This is a genomic window from Rhodohalobacter sulfatireducens (assembly GCF_022012475.1).
Classification (GTDB): domain Bacteria; phylum Bacteroidota; class Rhodothermia; order Balneolales; family Balneolaceae; genus Rhodohalobacter; species Rhodohalobacter sulfatireducens.
In genome coordinates this window covers 158,820-184,902 of record NZ_JAKLWS010000001.1, presented here as the reverse complement: position 1 = coordinate 184,902, position 26,083 = coordinate 158,820, and the positions used below count along the sequence as shown (strand labels likewise).

General features: G+C 40.0%; 22 protein-coding genes. 12 read left to right on the top strand and 10 right to left on the bottom strand.

The window, feature by feature from the left end; translation table 11 throughout:
* Nucleotides 1-27 precede the first annotated feature (27 nt).
* Entirely contained in the window at nucleotides 28-990 is a 963-nt protein-coding gene (locus tag L6773_RS00780; RefSeq protein ID WP_237851928.1) for a hypothetical protein, read from the bottom strand.
* A gap of 379 nt (nucleotides 991-1,369) precedes the next feature.
* On the opposite strand from L6773_RS00780, the gene L6773_RS00775 reads away from it, so the two are divergent.
* The gene (locus L6773_RS00775) at nucleotides 1,370-2,290 is read left to right on the top strand and encodes a DUF6492 family protein (RefSeq protein ID WP_237851927.1); all 921 of its coding nucleotides are present in this window, start codon (nucleotides 1,370-1,372) and stop codon (nucleotides 2,288-2,290) included.
* Between the two features lie 852 nt (nucleotides 2,291-3,142).
* Nucleotides 3,143-3,277 carry a hypothetical protein gene (locus tag L6773_RS21395; protein WP_255727669.1) on the top strand — a complete coding sequence of 45 codons (135 nt, stop codon included), beginning with the start codon at nucleotides 3,143-3,145 and terminating at the stop codon, nucleotides 3,275-3,277.
* 258 nt (nucleotides 3,278-3,535) lie between these two features.
* Here the strand turns inward: L6773_RS21395 and L6773_RS00770 are convergent, their stop codons facing one another.
* On the bottom strand, nucleotides 3,536-4,423 hold the full coding sequence (locus tag L6773_RS00770) for a hypothetical protein (RefSeq protein ID WP_237851926.1): 888 nt from the start codon (nucleotides 4,421-4,423) through the stop codon (nucleotides 3,536-3,538).
* Nucleotides 4,424-4,600: 177 nt separating this feature from the next.
* Here L6773_RS00770 and L6773_RS00765 point away from each other — a divergent pair, with 177 nt between their 5' ends.
* Nucleotides 4,601-7,324 carry a glycoside hydrolase family 3 C-terminal domain-containing protein gene (locus L6773_RS00765; RefSeq protein WP_237851925.1) on the top strand — a complete coding sequence of 908 codons (2,724 nt, stop codon included), beginning with the start codon at nucleotides 4,601-4,603 and terminating at the stop codon, nucleotides 7,322-7,324.
* Between the two features lie 30 nt (nucleotides 7,325-7,354).
* Here the strand turns inward: L6773_RS00765 and L6773_RS00760 are convergent, their stop codons facing one another.
* Nucleotides 7,355-7,861 carry a hypothetical protein gene (locus L6773_RS00760; RefSeq protein ID WP_237851924.1) on the bottom strand — a complete coding sequence of 169 codons (507 nt, stop codon included), beginning with the start codon at nucleotides 7,859-7,861 and terminating at the stop codon, nucleotides 7,355-7,357.
* Between the two features lie 108 nt (nucleotides 7,862-7,969).
* Here L6773_RS00760 and L6773_RS00755 point away from each other — a divergent pair, with 108 nt between their 5' ends.
* Entirely contained in the window at nucleotides 7,970-8,458 is a 489-nt protein-coding gene (locus tag L6773_RS00755) for a hypothetical protein (RefSeq protein ID WP_237851923.1), read from the top strand.
* 103 nt (nucleotides 8,459-8,561) lie between these two features.
* Here the strand turns inward: L6773_RS00755 and L6773_RS00750 are convergent, their stop codons facing one another.
* Together L6773_RS00750 and L6773_RS00745 are read right to left on the bottom strand one after the other, a co-directional pair.
* Nucleotides 8,562-9,086, bottom strand: coding sequence for a class I SAM-dependent methyltransferase (locus L6773_RS00750; protein ID WP_237851922.1), 525 nt, complete (start codon nucleotides 9,084-9,086; stop codon nucleotides 8,562-8,564).
* Nucleotides 9,087-9,128: 42 nt separating this feature from the next.
* Nucleotides 9,129-10,535 (bottom strand): ArnT family glycosyltransferase, encoded by a 1,407-nt coding sequence (locus L6773_RS00745; protein WP_237851921.1) that lies wholly within the window; start codon nucleotides 10,533-10,535, stop codon nucleotides 9,129-9,131.
* A 278-nt stretch (nucleotides 10,536-10,813) separates the two neighbouring features.
* Here L6773_RS00745 and L6773_RS00740 point away from each other — a divergent pair, with 278 nt between their 5' ends.
* From L6773_RS00740 to rffA, 8 genes are all read left to right on the top strand, one after another.
* On the top strand, nucleotides 10,814-11,647 hold the full coding sequence (locus L6773_RS00740; protein ID WP_255727668.1) for a beta-keto acid cleavage family enzyme: 834 nt from the start codon (nucleotides 10,814-10,816) through the stop codon (nucleotides 11,645-11,647).
* A gap of 40 nt (nucleotides 11,648-11,687) precedes the next feature.
* Entirely contained in the window at nucleotides 11,688-12,365 is a 678-nt protein-coding gene (locus L6773_RS00735) for an LbetaH domain-containing protein (RefSeq protein WP_237851919.1), read from the top strand.
* 71 nt (nucleotides 12,366-12,436) lie between these two features.
* Complete coding sequence (locus L6773_RS00730; RefSeq protein WP_237851918.1) at nucleotides 12,437-13,159, top strand: GNAT family N-acetyltransferase; 723 nt, start codon at nucleotides 12,437-12,439, stop codon at nucleotides 13,157-13,159.
* A gap of 41 nt (nucleotides 13,160-13,200) precedes the next feature.
* Nucleotides 13,201-14,529 (top strand): phenylacetate--CoA ligase family protein, encoded by a 1,329-nt coding sequence (locus L6773_RS00725; protein WP_237851917.1) that lies wholly within the window; start codon nucleotides 13,201-13,203, stop codon nucleotides 14,527-14,529.
* Between the two features lie 211 nt (nucleotides 14,530-14,740).
* On the top strand, nucleotides 14,741-16,075 hold the full coding sequence (locus L6773_RS00720) for a phenylacetate--CoA ligase family protein (protein ID WP_237851916.1): 1,335 nt from the start codon (nucleotides 14,741-14,743) through the stop codon (nucleotides 16,073-16,075).
* A gap of 103 nt (nucleotides 16,076-16,178) precedes the next feature.
* Nucleotides 16,179-17,507: a phenylacetate--CoA ligase family protein gene (locus L6773_RS00715; protein WP_237851915.1), complete on the top strand. Its 1,329-nt coding sequence runs from the start codon at nucleotides 16,179-16,181 to the stop codon at nucleotides 17,505-17,507.
* Nucleotides 17,508-17,522: 15 nt separating this feature from the next.
* Nucleotides 17,523-18,581 carry a lysylphosphatidylglycerol synthase transmembrane domain-containing protein gene (locus tag L6773_RS00710; protein ID WP_369431056.1) on the top strand — a complete coding sequence of 353 codons (1,059 nt, stop codon included), beginning with the start codon at nucleotides 17,523-17,525 and terminating at the stop codon, nucleotides 18,579-18,581.
* A 6-nt stretch (nucleotides 18,582-18,587) separates the two neighbouring features.
* A complete protein-coding gene (gene rffA, locus L6773_RS00705) occupies nucleotides 18,588-19,727 on the top strand; it encodes a dTDP-4-amino-4,6-dideoxygalactose transaminase (protein WP_237851913.1) in 1,140 nt (379 codons plus the stop codon).
* On the opposite strand, the gene L6773_RS00700 is transcribed toward rffA, so the two are convergent.
* From L6773_RS00700 to L6773_RS00680, 5 genes are all read right to left on the bottom strand, one after another.
* Nucleotides 19,711-20,652 (bottom strand): glycosyltransferase, encoded by a 942-nt coding sequence (locus L6773_RS00700; RefSeq protein ID WP_237851912.1) that lies wholly within the window; start codon nucleotides 20,650-20,652, stop codon nucleotides 19,711-19,713. The two genes, rffA and L6773_RS00700, sit on opposite strands and share 17 nt — an antisense overlap.
* Nucleotides 20,653-21,004: 352 nt before the next feature.
* Nucleotides 21,005-22,435: an FAD-dependent oxidoreductase gene (locus L6773_RS00695; protein WP_237851911.1), complete on the bottom strand. Its 1,431-nt coding sequence runs from the start codon at nucleotides 22,433-22,435 to the stop codon at nucleotides 21,005-21,007.
* On the bottom strand, nucleotides 22,432-23,448 hold the full coding sequence (locus L6773_RS00690) for a lysylphosphatidylglycerol synthase transmembrane domain-containing protein (RefSeq protein ID WP_237851910.1): 1,017 nt from the start codon (nucleotides 23,446-23,448) through the stop codon (nucleotides 22,432-22,434). Before L6773_RS00690 ends, L6773_RS00695 begins: the two co-directional genes overlap by 4 nt.
* A gap of 7 nt (nucleotides 23,449-23,455) precedes the next feature.
* Complete coding sequence (locus L6773_RS00685; protein ID WP_237851909.1) at nucleotides 23,456-24,319, bottom strand: glycosyltransferase family 2 protein; 864 nt, start codon at nucleotides 24,317-24,319, stop codon at nucleotides 23,456-23,458.
* A gap of 268 nt (nucleotides 24,320-24,587) precedes the next feature.
* A complete protein-coding gene (locus tag L6773_RS00680; RefSeq protein ID WP_237851908.1) occupies nucleotides 24,588-25,985 on the bottom strand; it encodes an ArnT family glycosyltransferase in 1,398 nt (465 codons plus the stop codon).
* Nucleotides 25,986-26,083 lie beyond the last annotated feature (98 nt).

Sequence of the window (26,083 nt, the reverse complement as noted above, 5' to 3'; positions counted from 1 at the left end):
AGGATTTTTTCCATAATAAAATTTCAATCAGGTTGGTTGCCTGGCAATAAGTGAATTAACTTTCTCAGAGATCAGATTTTCGCAGGTACTCATATCCAGCTTTCCCCAATTCTTCCAGTCAAAATTGGCATAATTATTTTCTAATTGACCCAAGTCCAAATCCTCCCAATCCTCAATGAGTACTACTGGAAAGTCTTTGGCAAAATGCTCAACCAGGATATTTCTTTTACAGATGGGAATAACTTTTAGATAAAGACATTCCCAAAACCGATAGGTATCTATACCGTTTCCCTCCGGGCAGATTGCGAATTTGTGAGTTTGCAATGTCTCCCAGTGGGGAAGAACTCCTCTCCATGGTAAAAATTCAATTCCCTTCTTTTTAATTTTTTGATAACAATCTTCCCTTGCTTCCCGGTTAGTATTAATACTAAAGTTGAAAAAAACGAGATCTGTTTTAGGCGGATCGCGCTTTATCATGTTGTTTAATAGCCATAAGTTGCCATGACGCCACATCCTGTTGGCAATTCCAATTGGAATGGGTGTTACACGTTCATCCGAGACCTTCATGTTTTGAGTAAATATGTGCCGCAAATTTGGAAGATGATCGAATAATGCAAGGTGCTTCACTTCAAAATTATAATCTGAGTTGTGAAGAACAAGTACAAAGGGGTTCTCCAGGAGCGATAACTTTTTAACAAGGTAGGTTTGATTGTCCAACAGGTGTGTATAACAAAAGATGCGAGGTTTGTTATGAATCGAAGAGTTTATTGATTCAATTGGAAGCCACCTGTTTTTTCTTCTTTTGATCCTTGGGTTTCCATGAAAATCATCAATCGTCCCCAGAAAATGGTCGCATAATAATTGAATTCTCTCACCGGTAATAATTTTTAAAACCGGTGAGAACCCTTCACCGAAAAAAGATTGAGATTTTCGGAACAGAGAATAGAGCTTTTTCTTGATCTTGATGATGTTTCCGTGATTTACCTTCATTTCTCACTACATATATGTTATAAATTTATAACCTATTAAGTACCATAGAGTTGGAATAATCTATATTTCATTTTAAAAATTGCAGTGTGTAATTCGGCGAAATTTTCCCCATGAGCTGCATTTGCCCAGGGCATGCCTTTGGCAGAAGTTCAAATAGCTTGATTAACGTACAGCATGTACGCCTCACTGCGCTATTTGAACTTCGTCTTGCTCACAAGAAAATTTCTTGGTGAGAAATGCAGGTTTAGCTCAGCTTTAGTTTCACTTTCCTTTGATCTGCCTGATTTAAAAGTGTCCCCGCTCATTCGTTTATGATTCTGAATCCAAAAAAAGTAACTTACAAACTTTTAGAATTCCTTGTATCCGATTTGAAAGTTTTATGGTGTACGATACAGTTTTATGCGCTCATGCAGATGATTCAGTAATTGCTCCTCTGGCAATTCATTCGATTGATCATTTTCTTCAGAGCCGAAAAATATTCCTGATCACAAAATCAGATGTTTTCAAAGCGATAAGAAAGAGAACGCACTCAAAGATAAACCTACATTTTCTGGATGAAGATGAATTGGTGGAAGGATTAAGCCTGAATCGTATTGAAGCTATTCTCAATGATAGGATGGAAGGAAATGTTAAAGGTAACTGGTACTATCAGCAGTTTTTAAAAATGGCCGTATCGCAACTACCGGGGATTGCCGATCATTATTTGATTTGGGACAGTGATACCATTCTAATGAGGCCAATCACCTTTTTTGACGAGGATAAACATATTTTTTTCAATCCAAAAACGGAACATCATCAACCCTATTTTCAGTTTCTGCAAGATCTGTTTGGACTTGAAAAGCAAGTGAATCACTCCTTTATCGATCAGCATTTGATGATAAAAAAAGAGTACATGCAGGAGCTGATTCAAAAAATCCGGGAAATAACACCCGGCAAAAATCCCTGGTATTGGATGATTTTACAATCCATTGCAGATGAAAATCTTAGAAATCATGGGTTCAGTGAATTCGAAACCTATGGAAATTTTGTTGTGAATCAGCATCCGGGTGTTTATAAACCACGCGTCATCAAAACAGGTCGCGGCGGTACAAGTACATTCGGTTTACACCCAAGCAGATTCGATTTTTTCCGGCTTATTAAGATTGGATTTACAGCCGTAACATTTGAGTGTAGACAGGAGCGGTCTGCTATCCGTATTCTTTTGCAAAAGCTTAAATCCCAAATCTTTTATTTGAGATATTTATGGCGATCAAATGATTCAGGGATCAGGCAGGATGCTAAGAAAATTGTTGGTGGATAAAGATTGAAGTAGTAAAGTAGTCGATTGAGAATTTGTAAAAGATTTTCCCTTCTGACCTGGGCATCATTGGGGGGATGGTCCATCAAGCTCAGAGTAAGAATTTAGGTTTATCACCGGTGAGGAAGGCTGCCCAAGCGCTTCACAATAAAACCTTTTCTCCAGATTCTTCAAGGCCGAAGGCAATTTTCATAAAAGTAAAGGTATACTGGCCGTGAATATGGAATAGGAGATTGCGGGAATAGCGGGAAGGATAATCTGGGGGCACGGAAGAACTGAAATATCGTAATCCTATTGAAACCACAGAGAGTGGCTATCTCTATTCCCGATGCGTTTTTCGTCACTTTTTTCGCACAAAAAAAGTGACTATCCTTTAACGGGTTGAGATTTAGGTGAACTTTGACGATTACCGCTGTCATTTAAAGAAAGTAACATTGTTGCATTCTGGTACTTTTATGCCGTCAAAAGCACCCAAAACCCCGGCTGTGAAGAATATTCGGTGGCTGATGGTTCAGTGCGGCACCCTTTGAGGTGTGCCATCACCACTCCGGCCTCGAAAGAATTGGCGGATTGAGGGAGCCTGAAGATCTGTGGGGACCTTTTATCATATCGCTTCGCATTCAAAAAATGAGCGGCTCTTAACTGAGTTAACAAGCTATGAACGCAATGGACCATTAATAAAAGGTAGAGATTCAGTAACAGCCACCAATTGTTTCACCGCCTAGAATTTACGGTTCGTCCCGAAGAGTAGGGATGAATAAGATGACGTTAAGGTTTGATAGCTTATCATTTTGAATGATCCTCAACCTTTCCAATAAACCTAGATAAAGATATCATCTAAAAATTTGTGATTTTATGAGTAATGTCAGGGCCAGTGGTGGTTCAGTAAGAGGCAGCCAGCCACCTAAACCGGCGCCTATGGATCTTGAAGAACTTCGCAGGCGATCAAGGATTGGATTGCCCGGCGTATTCGGGGTTTGGAAGAGGTAGCTTTTTACACCGTATTTCCCGAAACCCCTCGCTACGGAATGTTGACCATCCGCAAGCCAGCGCCTCGGGGAGGCTTATTATGCTTTTTTATCCCCGGGCGTCGTTCGTTAGCTCACTCTGCCCGAGGCTATGTTCTTGCGCTCTTTCAGAGCTATTCATTATGCTGCAAATCTACAGTCACCTTTTTCGTGAAAAATTCTGGTTAAATTCTTTTCTCGATTGCTGATATATGTGGATTCTTGGTTTATAATTGAACAATCAAAGCGTCAAAAGTTCATCATAGTAACCCATATCCAACTTTTCTTGATTATTCCAACTGAATGATTGATATGCATTCTCCAATTTTTCTACGTCTAAATCCGCCCAGTCGTCCAGCAAAAGCACCGGAAAATCCCGGGAAAAATACTCTGCCACCGTATTCCTTTTACAAATAGGTACCACCCTTAAATACAAAGATTCCCAAAACCTGTAGGTGTCTAAGCCACTGCCTGCAGGGCAAATTGCAAATTTGTATGTACTGAGGGACTGAATGTAATCTTCAAAATTTTTACCGGGTTGAAATTCAATTCCTTTCCGCGAAATTTTTTGATAGCACTCCTCTCGCTTTTCATTATTTGTTTGAATACTGAAATTGAAGTAGACCAAATTGTCTTTTTTAAACTTCCGTTCTCTTACGTGGTTTATGACAGACAATTGACCATGAGCAAATGGGGTATTTGCAATGCCAAGAGGGAGAGGAGTTACCCTGTTATCCCGAACAGTGGCATTTTTTGAAAAAATTTTCTTAAGATTCGGCAGGGCTTCAAACAGCTTCAAGTGTTCTTTTTCAAAAGAGACATCCGAGTTGTGAAAAACAAGCAAAAATGGATTTTTCAACCACTTTAGCTTTTCGATTAACAGGTCCATATCCCATATAACTTCGGTATAACAGAAAACGCGGCTTCGGTTACTAAAGGGGGAATTAAGGTGCTCAAATTTCTTCCACTTATACTTTTTTCTCCATAGCAGCGGGTTCTTTGATAATTGCTTTTCGTTGCCGATAAAATGATCACATAAGAGTTGAATTTTTTCACCCGTGATGACGCCGTTGGCAGGGTCCGGCATTGGTTTAAACAGGTATTTAATTTTTCTCTTCAATGAGCTCATAAATCCGGCAAAAGTTCATGCTTGAGGGTGAATACCGATAAATGTATTTAAAAAATCAATGTATAATGATAAACTTTTCAGAATGTTGCGAAAAGAACCATCTTGAGTTGCATCCAAGTACTAAATCGATTTATTTGAAAGTATAAATACTTCAACATTTAAAAGGGTTTTAAAGAGATGAAAAAGGCAGAATCGTTGGAAAAATCGAATCAAGAAACGGGGAAAGAAAATGATAATTGGAATAATGAGGGGTGGTCAAGACGCGACTTTTTAAAAGGAAGTTTGGGATCTGCGGGCGTGCTGGCACTGTCCGGTTCGGGGCTATTCCAGGTCCTGCAGGGCTGCACCTCGCAAAGCAGCAATACGGCGTTTGCGGAACGGGCTGCTGATCTGATCAACCAGATGACGGTTGAGGAAAAAATATCTCAGCTTCGGTATGACGCACCCGCTATCGACCGTCTCAATATTCCGCAATACAACTGGTGGAACGAATGCCTCCACGGAGTAGGGCGGGCCGGAATTGCAACCGTTTTTCCACAGGCGATCGGGATGGCCGCAACCTGGAATAGGCCCCTTTTTAATGAAGTGGCGAATGTAATTTCTGATGAAGCCCGGGCCAAGCATCATACGTTTGCGAATGCAGGACGACGAGATATTTATATGGGACTTACATTTTGGACGCCAAACATCAACATCGTTCGTGACCCGCGTTGGGGACGTGGGCAGGAAACATATGGTGAAGATCCATTCCTAACAGGCACACTGGCAAACTCATTTATTCGCGGGCTGCAGGGAGACGATCCCAATTATTACAAAGTGATAGCCACATCCAAACACTTTGCTGTTCATAACGGCCCGGAACCACTACGCCACTCGTTTGACGTGGATGTAAGTGATCGTGATCTCCACGAAACCTACTTACCGATGTTTAAAACAACAGTAGAGAATGCCAAGGTGGCGTCCGTTATGTGTGCCTATAACCGGTTTCGCGGAATTCCGTGCTGCGGCAGTGATCCTCTTCTACAATCCATTTTGCGTGATGACTGGGGATTCGACGGTTACGTAGTTTCCGACTGCTGGGCGATCGCTGATTTTTATGAAGAGGGGCGGCACGACTATTCCGATACGGCGGCGGAGGCAGCAGCCGTTTCGTTAAAAGCGGGCACGGACCTGAATTGCGGGAGCTCATTCCCCTACCTGCAAGATGCGTTTGATCAAGGTTTGATCACCGAAGAGGACCTGGATGTAGCCCTGCAGCGATTGTTTGAAGCTCGGTTTAAGCTGGGAATGTTTGATGATCCATCTGAAGTTCCGTTCTCAAATGTTCCATATTCCGTTGTAGCAAGTGATGAACACAACGAAGTTGCACTGCAGATGTCGAGAGAATCGATTGTGCTGTTGAAAAATGAACCTACGGGCCAGGATGTAGAACCGCTGCTTCCGCTCTCGAAAGATCTGAACTCAATTGCAGTGATTGGCCCCAATGCCGATAACTACTGGAGCATGCTGGGCAACTATCACGGTACACCGGCAGAGGCGATTACTCCGCTGAAAGGTATTGAACAGAAATTGGGTGACCAGGTTGAGGTGAACTACGCACTGGGATCTCATTTTGCCGAAGGGATTCCAAACCTGAGTGTAGTGGACAGTGAGTATTTGACGCCATCCCGGGGAGAGGGAAATGGGTTGTATGGTGAATATTTTGAGAATACTGAGTTTGATGGTGAACCGGCAATCAGCCGTGTGGATTCGCAAGTCGATTTTATCTGGAAGGATGATACACCCATCAACGGAGAAATTGCCGACCCATTTTCAGCTCGTTGGACGGGTCAGTTAAGGGCGCCGGTTACCGGCACCTATGCGATCGGGTTGAATGGAATGAACTACTTCAAACTTTATTTTGAAGGCGAGGAGCAGTTCGATCGCCAGATGACTCACTCACCGTGGTATAGGTATTTCGAAGTGGACCTGGAAGCCGGTGAGACGTATGATATTACCGTTGAGTTTTACAGTTACGGACCCGATCCGCAGATTCAGCTTACCTGGGAAGTTCCCGGAACGGACTTGTTGGCTGAAGCAACAGAAGTAGCTTCAAATTCCGATGTCGTGGTTCTGTGCATGGGTTTAAATGCCCGCATGGAAGGAGAGGAGATGGATCTTGAGGTTGAAGGTTTTGAAGGTGGTGATAAGACAAACCTGGAATTGCCTGCTCCCCAGGAACGCCTGATGCAAGAGATTCAAGCTTTGGGTAAACCTGTTATTCTGGTATTGATGAGCGGGAGTGCAATAGCCATCAAGTGGGCAGATGAAAACATCCCGTCTATTTTACAGGCGTGGTATGGCGGTCAGGCCGGGGGAACCGCCATAGCAGACGTGCTTTTTGGGGATTACAATCCCGCAGGACGACTGCCGGTTACATTCTACAGGTCCATTGATGATCTGCCCGAGTTTACAGATTACGATATGGAAGGTCACACCTACAAGTATTTCAGGGGTGATGTACTCTATCCGTTTGGGTACGGACTGTCGTACACAAACTTTGAGTATTCCAATATACAGCTTGAAAGCTCAGAGTATTCTGCTGAAAATGGAGGGGAGTTAACAGTCCGGGCCGATGTTTCAAATTCGGGTGAATTGGATGGCGATGAAGTTGTTCAACTTTATCTGCACTATCCCGGGGGAAGTGACCCACGACTCGTGAAAGAATTAAAAGGGTATAATCGAGTTCATATTTCAGCCGGAGAAACAGAAACGGTTGAATTTATACTCCATGAAGATTCGTTTGCTCATTGGAGTGATCAAGAGCAATCGTTAACGGTTCAGCCCGGAGAGGTAGAAGTAATGGTTGGGTGTTCTTCCGAGGATATTCTGTTGACAGAAACTCTGCAAATTATTGCATGACGGGTATCATAAATACCAAATGACATCTGATTACCATCTGTACCCACGGCGGAAAGGTCTACCATCGCGAAGGTTTCGATCACCGGCCCAAAAGGGTCGTAAATTTTCATCACGAAGTTGCAGTGTACGACTATCGGTGGTGACCTCTTTAGCAATGAACTCAAGCGGTTTCATCCCGTCCGTTTGGAATGCTTGAATTTCCACTTTCTGCCCGATTTCAAGATTGGCGACAAATGACTCAAGCGCATATGCTGCACCTAAATGCACATTGAAGAGTTCATCACTTTCTTCCGTATCGATAAACAAATGCGTACCGATTACTGCACGTCCGGTGGTATGCTCACATGGCCCTGTTTTTATGTGATCCAGTGTTCCGTCCAACATGACAATAGTTGGCAGTTCTCCTGATCTTGCTATTCCGTTGGAGTCTCCCAACCCCTTTTGTGCAAATACTGATATGTTTAGTGTAAACACGACACATATCAGAACTCCGATTACTTTGAAATAGATATTCATTGTTCCTCCCTTTTTAAACATTCTCTCTGTCTGTTCTACAACGTTTCAACAGGAAATTTAGCTTCTCTAATGCTGAAATATTTTCACCTAAATTAGTAACTTAGTTATTGAAGATTTATCAAAAAAAGAATGAATCAGAGAGAAGAGGGTATGCATAATTTTTTAGCTATTTATGCCATAAAGGAGGGTTATTTATTGGGTAGGTGGCAGGTCAAAATTCAGGTTTTTTGCTTTGCCTTAGGCATATTATTCATCTCATCCTGTACAATTTCAGATGAAGAGAATCAGGTAACAGATATACCTAATTTTGCTTTAGAGACCCAGGCTGAAGACCTGAATAATGTTTTGCCGCAGCGTCTTGACCTGAATACTTCTTTTGACAGTGTGGGATTTGGTGCGAATCAGCTACAATATTACTATTCAATTTCTAATCTCACGAACAAGGATTTTGAGGAAAGAAAATTGTACGATTCTCTTTACAGTGAAGCTGTGAACCGAATTCCATGTACACTCTGGCGGCCCGTACACATGCAGGGTGTGGAGGTTTCATTTACATACTTTTCAAACAGTGGCGAAAAACTTCTGCATTTTACAAGACAGCAGCAAGTGTGTCAATAAGATCCCTCAGGATTTTGTAAGGTTACCTGAGACGTCACTATTGATGATCATATTTGCAGTTTCAGATGATATGATCTAAAGTGCAATGCCTTAAGAGAATTGATTACTGGATAATCGCCGAGTATAAATTTGATCGATTATACCGTGAGGGCATCTCGCCTATCTTTTCAATGGATGTAAAGCCCGCTTTTTTGAATGTTTTTACCAGGCGCTTAAAAGAAATTGGGAAAGGCACCCATGGATTGAAAATGTTCGTATCGTATTCAACAATTATTAGAACTCCATTCGGTTTCAGGGCTTCTTTCAATTTGGTGATGAAGGCTTCTTTCTTTCGGACATAGTGAAGTGAATTGGCCAAAAGGATACCATCCATATTTTTAAACTGGAAACTGTTGTTTTTGAAATTGGTAACCTTCCTCTCAATTTGAACGTGCTTGAATTTGGCGGGGATCTCCTTGAGCACTTTCTTTTTTTTATCTACAGCAACAATTTTGCTTCCGGGTGATAGATGGTGAGCTAATGCGAGAGTAAATGTGCCGGTTCCGCAGCCGAGATCTATCCAAACCTGTTTATTGTTTGAAAATTGCCGGGGTGCAGTTAACATATTTATTGCCTCACTATGTTGCATCGTTCATGTAGTATTTTCGATGATCCCGTTCAGTTATAAAAATTATCGGTTGTAGAATGTCTCAGTATAAGTAGATCTTTCATAGAACGTACCCGGTAGAAATGGTAGTTTGGTGGGTTTACAGGTGATTTCGGCAACTTTTTCGAAATTGTTCCTGTTCAAAAAATCACTCATCTCATTCGAAGACACAATCAGATCGGCATCTTTGACGAGCACTTTTCTATCGATTTTTGCACGATTAAAAGTCACAACTTCTCGATTCTCATTCTCCGCAAAAAAGTAGTATTTAAATGGGGCTATTATTTTTTGGTTTGAGGGCTCGTTGATTAGCTCCGGAATGTTTGTGCTGTCCCGGCAATCCGAGTTGGCGAGTAGGTCTGCCCCTCGCAAGAAAATAAGAAATAAGCCCGGTACAATGATCAACGCACTCAATGAATACTGGATGAACCTTCTGCTCACACTTTCGGAAAGGATATAAAAGATGCCTGCAATTAAAATGGGTGTAATCATAGCCGCATAGGGTCCATGTTCTTCAACAAAAAAGGAAAAAGAGAGATAAGTAAGAACTGCGCCAATCAATAATGGTTTTTTTATAACGGTTTGGATGTAAATCAGAACCATCACTATAAAAATGCCTATCGTAACATTGTCGTAGAAAGAGCGAAAAAACGAGACGCCAATATGAGAACTTACACTCTCCCGGGCCCGAAAGAAGCTTGCATACTCTTCAAAACCGCCGGCATATTGGATCCACAAAAATATGGGCACAATAAATACCAATGAAGCCCCGGTTGCTGCAATCCATTGATAGGCTGAAATCTTACTTTTGGGTTCAACAAATAGTTTATAAAAAGCCATCACGAACACTATTGGAAGTAGAAACAAAGCGCGGGGAGTTGTGAGATATGCGGCTGTGGAGAGCAACCCAACAAGAAGCCATTGTACCAAATAGCCCGATTTTTTTTGGAACTCAATTCTGTGAGTTAGAAACAGCGCCAATATTACAAAAAGGAGAGCTGCTAAATCCATCCGTCCGTAAACCAGGTTCCTGTTGAATGAAACATCAACGATGGCGGCTGCCAGGAAGAGAAGAGAAAAGGTTTGGTTACATCCCCGATCGCGCAAAATTTTATACAGCAAGAAAACGGAGAGATAACCGGCAACCAGGTTAGGCAATCTGAAAACAAACTGATCTAAGCCAAAAAGATGAATTAGCTGCGATTGCAGAAAGAAATAGACAGGTCCGTAAATCAACACCTGGCCGTTATTATAGCCCGGGATAAGGTCTTGCAGGAATCCTTTTCCATTGGCAAGATTAAATGAAATATTGGCAAAGTATGCTTCATCAAACCAGGAAGGAAACGTGTAGATCGTAAAAAGGTTCACAATTAAACCCAAAATTAGAATCAGAACTACACTAATTTTTATCGCTTCTTTTTTTCGATTCATTCAACAAATATTTCATTTCGAAAGCTCTGGTAACCAGAGGGTAAGAACCCCAGCGGAAAGAATAGGGGTATTTCTGTTAACATTAAAACAAAAGCAACCAGATTTGTGCAGCAGCCGGTTTTTTAAATCTTTTATAAAATGATTTTTTAGAAAAGATAGACAACATGGAATGGTAAAAATTCTTATTGTATTTTTTATTGTAGATCCTGCCGTCAATAATAAAAACTACGATAGGGTGAGAATGATTGGAATATTCAAATCAAGAGGATGAACGAGGTATGTTATCAAATAAGATTATCATAAACTTTTGCCCTACGGGCATGGTGCCGACAAAAAATATGACCCCCCATGTTCCTGTTCAGCCAGAAGAAATCATTGAACAGACGCATGAGGCGTATGAATTAGGCATCACAATTGTACACCTGCACGCAAGGGATGAAAATGGGATGCCCACCTGGAAAGCATCTATTTACAGGGATATTTTTGAAGGAATTCGTAAATACTGTCCTGATTTGGTGATTTGTGCCAGCACCTCGGGAAGAGTGAATTCTGAGTTTGAAAAGAGAGCCGAAGTAATAGAATTACAGCCTGATATGTGTTCGCTAACGTTGTCTTCACTTAACTTTCCCAAGCAAGCGTCGATCAATTCTCCTGATATGATCCAAAAACTCGCACAGAAAATGAGTCAATTTGGCGTGCATCCGGAACTAGAGTGTTTTGATTTGGGAATGATAAATTATGGCCAATACCTGATAAGAAAAGGCGCAATCGAAGGGCCTTACTACTGGAATTTGCTATTTGGAAATATTGCCGGCTTCCAGGCGAACTTCCATCAGATGGGTACGGCCATCCAATCGATTCCTGAGAATCATTTTATTTCACTGGCCGGTATAGGGTTGGCTCAGCTTCCCGTTACTGCTTCAGCAATTGCAATGGGGTATGGTGCTAGAATTGGCCTTGAAGATAATATTTGGTTTGATTCAGAAAAAAGGCAGTTAGCATCCAATACCGATCTTTTGAAACGAACTCATAAGCTTCTTAAGGTTCATGAAAAAGAGGTGATGTCAGCTAAAGAATTTGGGAATCATGGATTTTATAATGAAAATAATTAGAAGCCATCGTTTAGAGTAAAAAACTGTTGAATCAAAAAGCATGGAAGATCGGGAAAATGATTTATTGTTAGATGATGATATCTGCCTGTTTGGATTTAGCGGCAGTTATTTGTCACTTGTATTTAACTCATTGAGGGATTGCGGGTACAAAAAGTCAATCAAAATCATAAAAAATATTGAGGTTACCGATAATGTGCCCTTTAACTGTGGATTTGATTATGAGATTTATAAGTCAGGAGAGTATAAAAAAGGAAGTAAAGACACCTGCCTTTTTTCTGTATCCACTCCCTGGATTAAAGAAAAAATATTCAGTCACTTTTTAGAATCTCACGATATTTCTAAGGATCAATACTTCAATTTGATACATCCCTCCTCCAATGTTGCAAGTACAGTTTCTTTGAGTACGGGAATTTACGTAGAACCCGGGTGTGTGATCTCTCCATATGCAGATTTAGGGTTTGGTTTATCCATGAATAGAAGTGTTTCGATTGGTCATCATACGCAAATTGGTGACTTTACGACCCTTTACCCGGGAACACATATTGCCGGGCACTGCACCATTGGTAGTAAAACAAAGATAGGAATGGGCAGTGTGGTATTCGATCGAGTTGAGATCGGCTCAAACACAATCATAGGGGGCGGTAGCGTAGTGACGAAAGACGTTCCTTCAGGAGTGGTAGCTTATGGAAATCCGTGTAAAATTATTCGGGATCATTAAAGCTATTTCCTGAATAATTCTTATCATCACGGCATATTTCGAATGTTTCAACGAATAGAAGAACACTCAAAATGCTTCATTGGTCTGAATTAGATTACGAAAGGTTTAATCTAAAAACCGCAAAAATTTACGTAGATGAGGATATTGATATACAAACCCTGCTAACAGATTTCCGAAAAAAACAGGGACAACTTCTCATTGCCAAATGTGATACATCTTACAAACAGTCTCTCAACAAATTATTTGATGAGGGTTTTTTTGTTACAGACACGATCCTGAAATTTTCAATGGATGTTGATTCTTCTCTTTATGATAAGTACGATGATTCATCAATAGAAGTTCAAGTTGCTGACAAAAGCATAAGCCATAAGCTCGGTGAAATAACAAAAGAGGCGTTTCAGGATTATCAAAGTCACTATCACAATAATCCGTATTTGGATAGCACCCGCTGTGATGAAGTTTACGAGGATTGGGCTAAGAATCTTGTAATCAGAGATGGCATGGCAGATGTCGTTTATGCCTGTCGTTACAATGGAAATATTGCCGGGTTTGCATCCCTAAAAGTTCAGAAAGAGGTAGCCGTTGCAGGTTTGTTATGTGTAGACCCAGAATTTGAAGGGGAAGGTGTTGCTAAGATTTTACATCAAAAAAGATTTGAATGGTGCCGGGATCATGAGATCAGGAAATTTCAGATAAATACCAGTATTAACAATCAGAGCTATATTAACTTACTGATGAATATGGGATATAGATTTCATTCAGCAGTGTATGTCTTACATTTAAATAACTTCTGAGTTAACCGGGTAGACTCCTATTATATTTCCTTCTGATATTTATGAAATTCAAGATTTCAGATTATCTGTATCCGATTGAGATTGCTCAGCTTTTCAGGTTTTTGAAAAGGTCGAAGGCTTTTACGTACCAACAGCTGGTTGAGCATCAAAATGAAAAGCTGAGGTCCATCATCCGTCATGCTTACCAGCATGTTCCCTATTACCGCGAGTTGTTCGACGAGCACGGAATAAAACCGAGCGATATTCAAACGGTTGAGGATCTTCCCGCCATCCCTGTTTTGACCAAAAAGATCATCAGGGACAGATATAATGATTTGATCGCTGAAAATGCCGGACAATTCAAGCCCTATCAAAATCAAACAAGTGGTTCAACCAGTGTGCCTACGAAATTTCTGCAAGGCAAAAATATCAGCATCGCCCGTTTTGCCTTTTTTTGGCGCATATGGAACATGGCCGGTTATAGGCCTTATATGAGATGGGCACAGGTTGATGGAATGCATATGGGGTCGAAAGAAAATCTTTGGAATCATAACCGAATGTTAAATTCACTTCAAATATCCGCTTACAATCTTGACCATCAGAATTGCGGACGAATACTGGATAAACTTTTGGAGTTTAAACCGAAAATTTTAAGAGGATATCCAACAGCTCTCTATACACTGGCCCGGCATATTGATCATAATTCCTATAAAATCAGTTTACCGTTAAAAAGTATTATTACGTATTCAGAAAATTTACCGCCTGAGTACAGGTCAAAAATTACGCATGTTTTTAGCTGCCCGGTATTTGATCTCTTTTCGCAGTGGGAGGGCGTTTGCCTGATATCAGAATGTGAGCAGAATCAACTACATCACCACATGGAGTATTCTGCAATGGAACTATTGGATGAAAACAGTCAACCGGTCGGGGATAAAGTGGAGGGAGAAATTACGGCAACGTCTTTCTATAACTATTCTATGCCGTTTATTCGATATAAAACCGGCGACCTGGCAACGTGGGGCAATAGTTCTTGTGAATGTGGTATGGATCATAAAGTCGTTGAAAATATATCAGGAAGAATGGTATATGTGCTATTCGATACGGAGGGGAATTTGGTGCCTTTCCAAAGGTTCCAGATCTACTCATTTGTTTCTGAAGAGTATGCTGAGGGGTTGTTTCAGGCACAAATTGTACAAGACAGTCTGGATAAAGTGCAAGTATACCTGGTGGTTAAAAATCGATCCAATTCTGAAAGAATTGAGAAAGAATTTGCAAAAAGTATAAAAAGCAGGCTTGGAGATAAGATGAATATTGAATTCGTTTACACCGACAGAATTCCCAAAAAAAAGAGTGGAAAAATTCCCTTTGTAAGAAATAATCTCATTGATTAAATATAATCAGTATTTGATTTCAATTAATGATCAAAAGAATAACACCAAAATATTGACTGAATCATCAATTAAAAAGGAGTAACTTAATTTTGCAATCAAAAAAAGTAAAGCATTTGTGTATTTGGTACAAAAAATAGAAGCATATCAACTATTTATTCTGGCTTAAATATTCTTTTTAAAGTTTTTAAGTGTCTTTGATTTCCACCCTTCTATGAAGTTCAAGATTTCAGATTATCTGTATCCGTTTGAGATTTTCAAACTTTTCCGGTTTCTGAATAGGTCGAAAGGATTTTCGTACCAACAGCTCGTTGAGTATCAAAATGAAAAGCTTCGATCTATTGTACACCATGCCTACAATCACGTTCCCTATTATCACGAATTGTTCAATGAATGCGGAATAAAACCCGGTGACATTCAGACAATAGAGGATCTTCCAGCTATTCCGGTGTTAACGAAAGAGATCATCAGGAATCGATATAATGATTTAATTGCTGATAATGCTGATCAGTTTAACCCCTATGAAAATATGACCAGCGGTTCGACCGGGTCGCCTTTGAAATTCCTTCAAGATAAAAACGTGAGTATAGCTCGATTTACTTTTTTTTGGCGCATATGGAAAATGGCCGGCTATAAGCCCTATATGAGGTGGGCGCAAATAGATGGGATGCATATCGGATCTAAAGAGAACCTCTGGAGTTTTAACAGAACCTTAAATTCACTGCAAATTTCATCGTACTATCTACATGAAAGAAACTGCAAACAAATTTTAGATAAGCTATCGGACTTTAAGCCGAAAATTATCAGAGGATATCCGATGGCCATTTTTATGGTGTCGCAATTCGTAAATAACTCATCTTACACAGTTGACTATCCTGTAAAGAGTATTATAACATATTCAGAAAATTTGTTGCCTGAATATCGGTTTGCGATCGAAAAAGCATTCAATTGTAAAGTATTCGATGTTTTTTCGCAGTGGGAGGGAGTTTGCTTGATTTCAGAATGTGAGAAGGGAGAATTACATCAGCATATGGAATTTTCGGTTATGGAGGTACTAAACGCCGATAATAAACCTGCTGAAATGGATGAAAAAGGAGAGATTACGGCCACGTCATTTTATAACTATTCCATGCCGTTTATTCGATACAAAACAGGTGACCTTGCAATAAGAGAGAATACTAGCTGTAGCTGCGATTTGAACCATATGGTGGTAAAAAAAATATCGGGCAGAAAAAAAGATGCTTTATTTGATACAGGAGGAAACTTAATATCTTTTAAAGGTTTGCAGATATCGAACAAAGATATTTATGACACAGTGGAGGGGTTACTTCAGTCACAAATTGTACAAGCCAGCCTGGATAAAGTGAAAGTATACCTGGTGGTTAAAAATCGATCCAGTTCTGAAAGAATTGAGAAAGAATTTACAAAAAGTATAAAAAGCAGGCTTGGAGATGAGATGAATATTGAATTCATATACGCCGACAGCATTCCCAAAAGAAAGAATGGAAAAACTCCCTTTGTAAGAAATAATCTTTTAAACAAAGTTTGATACCTGGAGGTAAAGGAGATTGGGTAGAGTTTCTTATGCAGTTTAATAATAATTAACTGTAAAAATGAGGTGATTAATTGCCCAAAGTTTAATTACTTCTTTTATGAAATTTAAAATTTCAGATTACCTGTACCCTGTTGAGATCGTCAAACTTTTCCGGTTTCTGAAGAGATCGAGGGATTTTTCGTATGAGAGGATTGTTGAGCATCAAAATGAAAAGCTCAAATCCCTCATTCAACATGCCTATAAACATGTTCCATATTACCGTGACTTGTTTAATAAACATGGAATAAAACCTGGAGATATTCGGACGAAGGAAGATCTTCCTGCGATTCCGGTGTTGACCAAAGAAATCATCAGAGAGAGATATGACGATCTGATTGCTGATAATTCTGAGCAGTTTAGCCCCTATCAAAATCAAACCAGCGGTTCTACCGGGTCGCCTTTGAAATTCCTTCAAGATAAAAACGTGAGTATAGCTCGATTTACTTTTTTTTGGCGCATATGGAAAATGGCCGGTTATCAACCCTATATGAGATGGGCTCAGGTAGACGGGATGTTTTTGGGTTCTGAGGAAAATCTCTGGAAGTACAACCGGATGTTAAACTCTCTTCAAATTTCTGCTTTTTTTCTTGATCATCAGAATTGTAAGCGAATCCTTGATAAACTATCCGAATTAAAGCCTAAAATAATAAGAGGATATCCAACGGCTATCTATACACTGGCTCAATTTATTGATCATACATCTTATGAAATCAATTTCTCATTAAAGAGTATCATTACATATTCAGAAAATTTACTGCCTGAGTACAGGTCAATAATAGAGAAATCATTTGATTGTGCTGTGTTCAATGTTTTTACGCAGTGGGAGGGAGTATGCCTGATTTCAGAATGTGAGCTGCATCAACTGCACCAACATATGGAGTTTTCTATAATGGAACTATTGGATGATAATAACCAAGCTGTTGGTGATAAAGAGGAGGGAGAGATCACGGCAACATCGTTCTATAACTATTCAATGCCATTTATACGGTACAAAACCGGTGACCTTGCAACATGGAGCAACAGTTCTTGCAGGTGTGGCATGAAACATAAAGTCGTTGGAAATATATCAGGCAGAAAAAGAGATGTTCTTTTCGATACGAATGGTTATTTGGTACCATTTCCAAATTTCCAATTAAACTCAATAATCTCTTATGAAAAAGTAGATGGACTTCTTCAGACACAGATTGTACAAAATAGCCCGGACAAACTTGAAGTTTATATTATTCTGAAGGACTCCACGATAAGAAATCGGGTTGAACAAGAGTTAGCAAAATTAGTGAAAGCCAGGCTTGGTGATGATATGAAAATTGAGTTTACCCTTACAGATAGAATTCCAAAAGAAAGGAATGGGAAAACTCAGCTCGTAAAAAATAAATTAATTGAATAAAAGGATTCTTAATAGATCGATATTTCATCAAAAAACATAAAATTATCGGGGATTTTAAAAACAGCAAGAAGGATAATTTACCTGGTACTGCCAATTATTCTGTTGTGGCTGATCTTTCGAAAAATTGATATCCCTTTACTATTCCAAAACATGAAAAGTGCCAATCCATATATCATCGGGTTGGCAATATTGGTTCGGCCTGTTCAGATTTTGATCGGTTCCCTGCGATGGTATTTTTTAACTCGTTTTTACTCCAATACAGACATTTCCCTGTTCTATATTATTCAGCAATTTTGGGGTAGCATGGTAATTGGATTTTTTACACCGGGTAGTATTGGATGGGATGCGTACAGGGTAGCTGTAGTAGGAAAAAAGTTACAGAAATATACTGTGGCATTTATCACAATTCTCGCAGAAAAGTTTGCAGCATTGATTGCGGTATTGCTGCTTGCTTTGGGAATATTTCCATTTATATCGGACTCCCTGGTACAAAACAGGGAGCTTCTTTGGGAAATCTATTACTGGAGCATAGCGGCTCTACTGATAATTACAACAGGACTACTTGTTACTTATCAATTAAAGCTGCCGGTTCGGAGGGTTAGTAGTTATTACTACAAAAGAGTTCAGAGAAGGATTGTGAATTCAATCTCAAATCAGAGCATTCAAAAGAAAATCAGAGCAGATCTTGATTCCTCAGACAGTATACTTTCGGTATTTAAAAAACCAAAACTGGTGATCATAACGATGGTACTCTCTTTTAGTAATCTCGTGGTTTCCGCTTTCAGCAGTTACCTGGTTTTTGTTGCCTTAAACTATGAGATCAGTTTTATAATAAATTTATTTGCATCACCGGTCTTTTTTTTGCTGTTCATCATACCGATTTCCATTGGCAGTCTTGGGGTTCGAGAGGGGGCATTCATCATACTGTTCGGGCAGTTTGGTGTTCCCATGGAGATTGCATTACTGGTAAGCTTCTTTAATCTTCTTGGAATATTTATGAATAATATTATTGGTGCCGGATTTTTATTTAGTGAAGGTTTGCAAAAAAATATACCGGATTTAAAAAAACTATAGTGCAGCATGGATAAAATTCCATTCAATAAACCACATTTAACGGGAAATGAAACGGCTTATATCAAGGAGGCTGTATCATCGGGGAAAATCTCTGGAAACGGTGCCTTCACAAAAAAGTGTCAGGCATTTTTCAGAGAACGATATGGCTTCAAGAAGGCATTACTTACAACATCTTGCACCGATGCACTTGAAATGTGTGCACTTCTGGCAGATATCCAGCCCGGAGATGAGGTCATCATTCCTTCCTATACATTTGTATCCACCGCGCTGGCATTTGTAAGACAAGGTGCAGTCATAAAATTTGCAGACAGTCGAAGCGATCATCCCGGGATTAATGAAGAGTCGATAGAATCACTCATTTCTGATAAAACAAAAGCCATCGTTCCTGTTCATTACGCCGGTATCGCCTGCGATATGGATCTCATCATGAACCTGGCCAATCAACACGACCTGTTAGTGATTGAAGATGCAGCCCAGGCCATCGAATCGAATTACAAAGGTCATCCACTTGGAAGTATAGGTAACCTTGCGGCCTTCTCCTTTCACGAAACAAAAAATATCAATGCCGGAGAGGGTGGCCTCCTGGCTATTAATGATGAGCGTTTTATTGACCGATCGGAAATCATATGGGAAAAAGGAACCAACAGAGCGGCCTTTTTTCGGGGAGAAATTGATAAATATGGTTGGGTGGATACGGGGTCATCATTTTTGCCATCGGAACTGACCGCGGCTTTCCTGTGGGCACAGATCGAAAACCTGGAAAAGATACAGCAAAGGCGCAAAGAGATTTGGAATTTGTACTACGATCGTCTTTCACTCGCGGCAGATGATTTTGGCATTCAAATTCCAGTGATTCCTGAATATGCCACAAACAATGGCCACATGTTTTACCTGGTTTGTAAATCTGAAGAGCAAAGAACTGGATTGATCGACTATTTGAATAAGAGCAATATATTGGCTGTATTTCATTATCAAAGTTTGCATAAGAGTCATTTTTACAAAGATCGATATGAAGGTCCCGAACTGCCGTATGCAGATAAGTATACCGACCGGTTGGTAAGACTTCCTTTCTACTACCGGCTCTCTGATGAGGAGATCTTGAAAATCACCTCACATGTGAACGAATATTTCAGTCAATCTCCTTGATGTAATCGTCCAAATCCCATTTTTGCTGCTCTCTTAAAATTCGGATGAGATATTCCCCGATAATACCGACGGCCAACAGGTTCAAACCTCCAAAAAAGCTGATAAGGATAACCGTTGAAGCGTAACCGGGAAATGAGATTCCCCAGAACAGTTTTTGGAATAAAGTATAGAGTATAAAGATCATCGAAAAAGAAAACCCAAAAACGCCTAACGCCCCCAGTGCCTTCAGGGGCCATGCCGAATAATAGATAATATTATTCAGGCTCAAGCTGATAAGTTTCCGCAGTGTGTATTGGCTTTTACCATAGAGCCGTTCATTGTGTTCAACTTCAACATTTGCAACCTGAGAAGTAGCATTCACCAACAAGCTTGAAACGGCAGGCATGGCGTTGTAATTTTTTAAGATGATCTCCTTCACATCCCTTGTCATAATTCGAAAAGCGGACTTCCGAATGCCTTCAGGAGCATTCTTGATGAAAGAATCCGCTTTATTGTTAATAAAATAACTACCCAAATTTCGCCAGAAACTGTGCTTTTTTTTACCGAGAGCGGGCACTCCAAAAACCACTTCTAAATTTTTATTCTCTTTTATAGCTGATAGCAGTTTAGGAATCTCTTCCACAGGATGTTGCAAATCGTCATCCATTGTGATGACATACTGTCCAGTAGAATTTTTTAGGCCCACAAGAAGGGCAACATGCTGTCCCTGGTTTTTTCGGAGGGTGATGGTAATTATTGAAGGATACTTCTCAGATAAACGCTTTAGAGATTGAACGGTATCAAGAAAAAAAGGACTGTCGTTTACCAGGATAATCTCAAAATTTTGCTCAAGTTTATTTCCCAGTTCAACGATCTGTTCAACAAGAATTTCTATGCTCTTTGAACTTTTGTAAACGGGAATAACGATCGAGCAGGATTCCATCATTTTTAAATCACTTCACAGTTTATTTGAATCGATATTTTGAGCCGGTGATAACGTAAAATGAATTAGGTATCAAAGAAATCAAATTCAGCCTTACCGGTTTTTATCCTCATGCAGACATCTTTTAGGGAATTACAGTTCTCATAAAATACAGTTTTAAAACTCTTATCTCAGTGAAAAAAATCAGCTTATTTATCTTATTTTCGCGTTTACCAGGGAAGCCACTGCATGTGGCGAGGATAGAGCTCTAGCAGGTAAACGCGTTCTTATTTGTTTATAACGGTATGATTTGAAATAGTGAGGGACCCGATGCGGATGGAGGCTTAAAGTTCAAACTTAATAGAGGTATGTTCATTTAATCTACTACGACATGAGTCTTGAACTCTTCCCGGTATTCTTCCCATTTTTCATCATCAAACTCGCCTTCATCATCAATACAATCCACAGCCGAATAAGCCATATAGAGTGCATGGTGCGTATTGTCGTGAGCAAACAATCCCTGCCTGCCAAATACAAGTAAATTATTAATCCCACTCAGGTAATCATCGAGTAGCTGATACTTTTTTTCGTAACCGGTATTGTATATGGGATAAGCGTGTTTTAACCGTTTTACCACTACATTTTTTACGGTGCTTTGAACAGGGATACCTGCTTTTTTTAATGAATCAGCGACCAATTTTCCAAGATCCTCTTCTCCCATATTCCAAACATCATCTTCAAACTGGCACGGCAGCTCGGCGCATATCGCCGTCAGGTTCTCCGGATAATCTGTATCACTGTAATTTTTTGTTTCAGACAACCTGGTAATGGGAATTTCCTCTCCCGGGAAATAGTGAGCATCAAACTCTGTAAACCTGTCCTGCTGAATAAACAGGTAGATCAAAACCATCGAACGAAATTTTATATCATTGGCTGCTTTTTGAAGGTTCTCATCAGCGGGCGGATCGATTCCTTTTACCATCCCGGTTACCGGAAGTGTTGACCATATATAATCTGCTTCAAATTCATGTTTTTTTCCGTTGGAATTCGCCTGAACGGAGTGTGCGGTACCATTTTTGGTTTCCACTTTTTTTACCCGGGCATTAAAAATAAAATTAGCCCCGTATTTTTCAGCCTCAGAAGCCAGTGCTTGAGTAATCTGGCCGAATCCCTTTTTGGGATAATAAAAAGAGGGAAGTCCGTTGATGCCGGTGTTCTGGGGTTTTGAGAAAACTTTTTTTAATAATTTTGCAAATGAGTTCGCTGATACTCTTTTTTCCGCCTGTACAACGGAGATCTTTTCAGGAGATAAACCCCATATTTTTTTGGCATATGGAAAGTAGAACTCCCTGCAAATAGTCTTTCCCAATTTCGATTCCAGCAGGGTTGCAAAATTTTCTTGATTCAGATCTTTGCTTTTCGCTTTAGGTAAAATGCTTCGAACCATGTCTAAACCAACACCCATTGAAAAGGAGATGGGCAACTTTGTGGCCAATTCAGATGCTTTCAACGGGAAATGGATCCACCTTTTTTCTAACCGAATCCGCCCATGCCGTGGCCGAAGAACTAAATCGTCTCCCAAGAGAGCTTTTATATCATTGAGAATTGCCTCATCACATGCCGGATGCAGACGGTGGCTCCCATAATCTAAATACAGACCCTCTTCATAGAAACTTCCCGAATTCCCGCCGGGAGTATCCTTCATCTCAAGAACAGTAACATTTGCCTTATTGAGTTTCGTAAGTTGATAAGCAGCGCCAACGCCGGCAGGTCCTGCACCCAGAATTAGTATGTTTGGTTTACTCATCTATTAAACTCGTTAAGATTGTTATTTTCAAATTTCTTTTTCGAAAAATCAAAAATCGAGGTTTCTTTATCACCTGTAATTATTTTGTGAATCAGGTAGTATAATCCGCCGAAAATACCGCCGGTAATTAAAATACTCTCCCAAAGTAATCCTAAAGCAACTGCGTCCGTAGCGGGGATAGACAATCGGCCTAAAAGAACAACAAGCGCAGCTTCGCGAACACCAATCCCACCAAGACTTATTGGCAGGAGTGCAGATAACTTTGCGAGCGGCCATACCAAAAACCACAAGACTAAAGGTAAATGAACAGAAATATCAGATGCCAGGTAAACGGTTAGCAGTATAAAAATGGACTGTATTAATAAGGATAGTAAAAAAGCAATGGCGGGCTTCAAGGGTTTATCCATGATGGATGAGAGAACACCCTTAATATTTCGCAGCAAGTTTCGGATGCGGTTGTTCGAAATTCGATGGACAGGCAGCATCAGAAATACAATAATGGCAAGAGAAATTGCTGTTAATAGTATGAACATCACGAAGACTATTCTCTGATCCGCCTCCGATAAGAAATTTGGAGACAGCAGTGCTGCTAATGCTATAATAAAAACAACAGATGCGGTATCAATCAGCCTGTCTGTTAAAGTTCCAAAAATTGGAATTCCTTTTTCTTTTTTAAACTGAATGGCTAAACCGGTTTTAACAATATCTCCACCGGCAAGAGACGGAAGAAATAGATTTGCAAACAATCCTGTGAAGTGAAAGCGCAGTGCCGCAGGTAGGGGTAATTTTCGTCCTGTTATATTTATGAGCAGCCTCCATTTAAAAGCTCCGAGGCAGTGGCCAAAAAGAAACCCTGCAAGTACAAAAAGCCATGTAGTAAATGATACTTTTCGAATACTTTCCCACAGCTCAGATACAGGCAGCCAAAAAAGAAGAATAATAATGACCGCGAGACTGAATATAATTTTTACAGCCGGATGCTTTACATATGATAATAGATGTTTGTCTGCCATCTGGATGTTATCTTCGAGCCAGCCCCACCCTTGCAATTTGATCTGATAATAGACCAATGGCCCAAATAATGAACGCTGCCAAAAAGCCGAGAACAGCTGTTTCAGAAACATTTCTTAAAGGGAAGTCGACAAAAACCAGTTTTGCAAATCCAAGCAGAAAAAATAGAGTTCCGAATGGCAAAAATATTTTTAAGGGATTGAACAGTATGATGGTTCTCAATATCAAAAGAAAAAAGTGATAGGTATCAATCGGGCGGATCTTAGATTTTCCGATCCTTTTTGCATAACTGATTGGATGGTAATGCACCAGGTAATCATTGCAGAGCATACAAAGTGTAATGGTTGTGGTAAATGAAAAACCGGATGGAAGAATATGAAAAAAACGTTCGATTACAGGTTTTTTCATGACTCTCAGTCCTGAGTTTAAATCAGGAATTTTATAGCCTGCCAAATAACTGGCCAGCTTTCTTAATATCCACTTTGCCGGCCGCCGCTCCCATGGTAATTTTGCGTCGTTTGTAGTACGGGCACCGACAATCATGTCATACCCATTACTCTTAGCGAGTAATTCAGGTATTGCATCTGCAGGATAAGTACCGTCGGCATCCGTTATAACAATGAGGTCGTTTTCAGCTTTAGAGATTCCCTCTTTTAAGGCAGCTCCATATCCTCGGTTTTCCGGCAGGCGAATGATCTTTACATCATGTTTTTTAATTTCTTCAATTGTGGAGTCCGTTGACCCGTCATCAACCAGAATTAACTCATAATTCCAGTTTGAATTTGCCATAACTTCATGAATAGCTGAAATTTGTTTGCTCACCCCCTGCTCTTCATTGTAAGCAGGAATAACAATAGATACTTGATTCTTCATTTTTGATGTAGCCCGCATTATTCAGGAAAAAATTCTAAGTCTTAATGATGTAAGATTATTTAAAACAAAGAAAGAAAAAACTAATTAGGTATGTAGGCGAGCAATGTAATCAAGTTGAATTCGAGTTACAACAAATCGGAAATTACCGTTTTTGAGGGTAGAAATATTTCCGGGAGTTCACAGCCGGGATTACAAATATCATCCACCGTTGCTTTCTTAAAGGGAAGACAAGAATTGTAATTTTGACTTTGAAATTTCAATGAACTATTCAGTTGGTTCTGTAAATTTTCAGATGATAATTATCCAGGTATTCTTGATTGAAAACCGGTTCTGTGGGAATACTTTCCAAAAAACGGTTTTCACTGCCGGCAGTTTCTCTCCAATAGGTACTCTCGGATCGTTGTACAAAAATTATATAGGCGTCTCCAATTTGTTCTGCTTCTTCAGGAGTAAGCTCGAAAAAATTCACTCGTGCGGGATAGCCCTGCAGCTCAGATACATATTTAAGAGTTGCCTGAAAATTGGTAATCACTGCTGAATTCTCAGGGACATGCTCTTCAATTTTTTCCTGGATATTTTCATGGACTTCCGCCCATTCATGTAAAAGAACATTTGTGAGAATGATACCGCTTGTGATGAGTAAAAGTCCCCCTCGGAGGATAAATTGCCGTCTTTTAAATTTCAGAAAAATTGGATTGAATAGTCTTGGAACTGATTCGGCCATGGCCAAAGCCATTACGGGTAAAAGAGGAATAAAAAATCGCGGCCCCAGTGCCAGGCTTTTTAGAAATCCGCTTGTTTCGTAGCCTGAATTATAGACCAGGTAAAAAATAAAAAAGATATATACGGTAGAGATAACCTCATATCTGCGTTTCCCTTTATACAAAGCGGCAAAAAGCAGTCCGCCGGGTGCAAAAATAGTAAGTGCCACAAGATAGAGGAGGATGTTATTCGAAATTGCATAGAAAGAAAATCCGGCGTTTTCTTTCGCAAACATGGGATCTCCAAATACCAGGTAGCTTGCAAATAGCCGAATGGATAAACCCAGTAAACCGCCAACAAGAATCCAATTCCATCCCCGGTCTTTCCGAATTAAGGCCCCTAAAAAAAGTGGCACAAAGAGCAACGCATTCGTTTCCCGAATCAGCATGGAGATCCCTGCCACAAAACCGGATAAAAATAATAGAGATGTACCAGGGGTTGATTTTTTTGAAATACCTTTCCAAAAAAGGAGCCATCCGAGAGCAACAAATGTAGCACTAATCACATCACTCGACACAACTCTTGCCATAACCAGGGCCGGTGGAAAAATGAAGAGTAAAAGTGAATATGCCGGATGATAGCCGGCTATTTTTAACAGAAATGCTGTAAACAGAATAGCTAAAACTAAAGCAATGGCCGGCATCCAGTGAGCGGCATGCCATCCCCCGATTGAAATAAAAGGAGCGGTTATCAGTGATGTGCCCGGCGGATACTCACTTGGCCTCACTTCGGTACGTTCTTGTGTAACCGGGTTTACATATGTAACGTGAATATCTCCCTTGGCAAAAGCGCTGGCCTGCCTTATATAGTTTGCCTCGTCTTTAAGTATTATGCTGCCTGGATAAGTAGCTGCAAAACTTATGAAAAAAGCCAGGACGGGTATCCACAGTTTTAAATCACGCATTTTTTGGTTCCGGCAATTTTGAAATACAATCTATGAACAAATGTCGGTTCACTAAATACTCAATAATAATATTCAACTTAAACGAATGCAGAAATAAA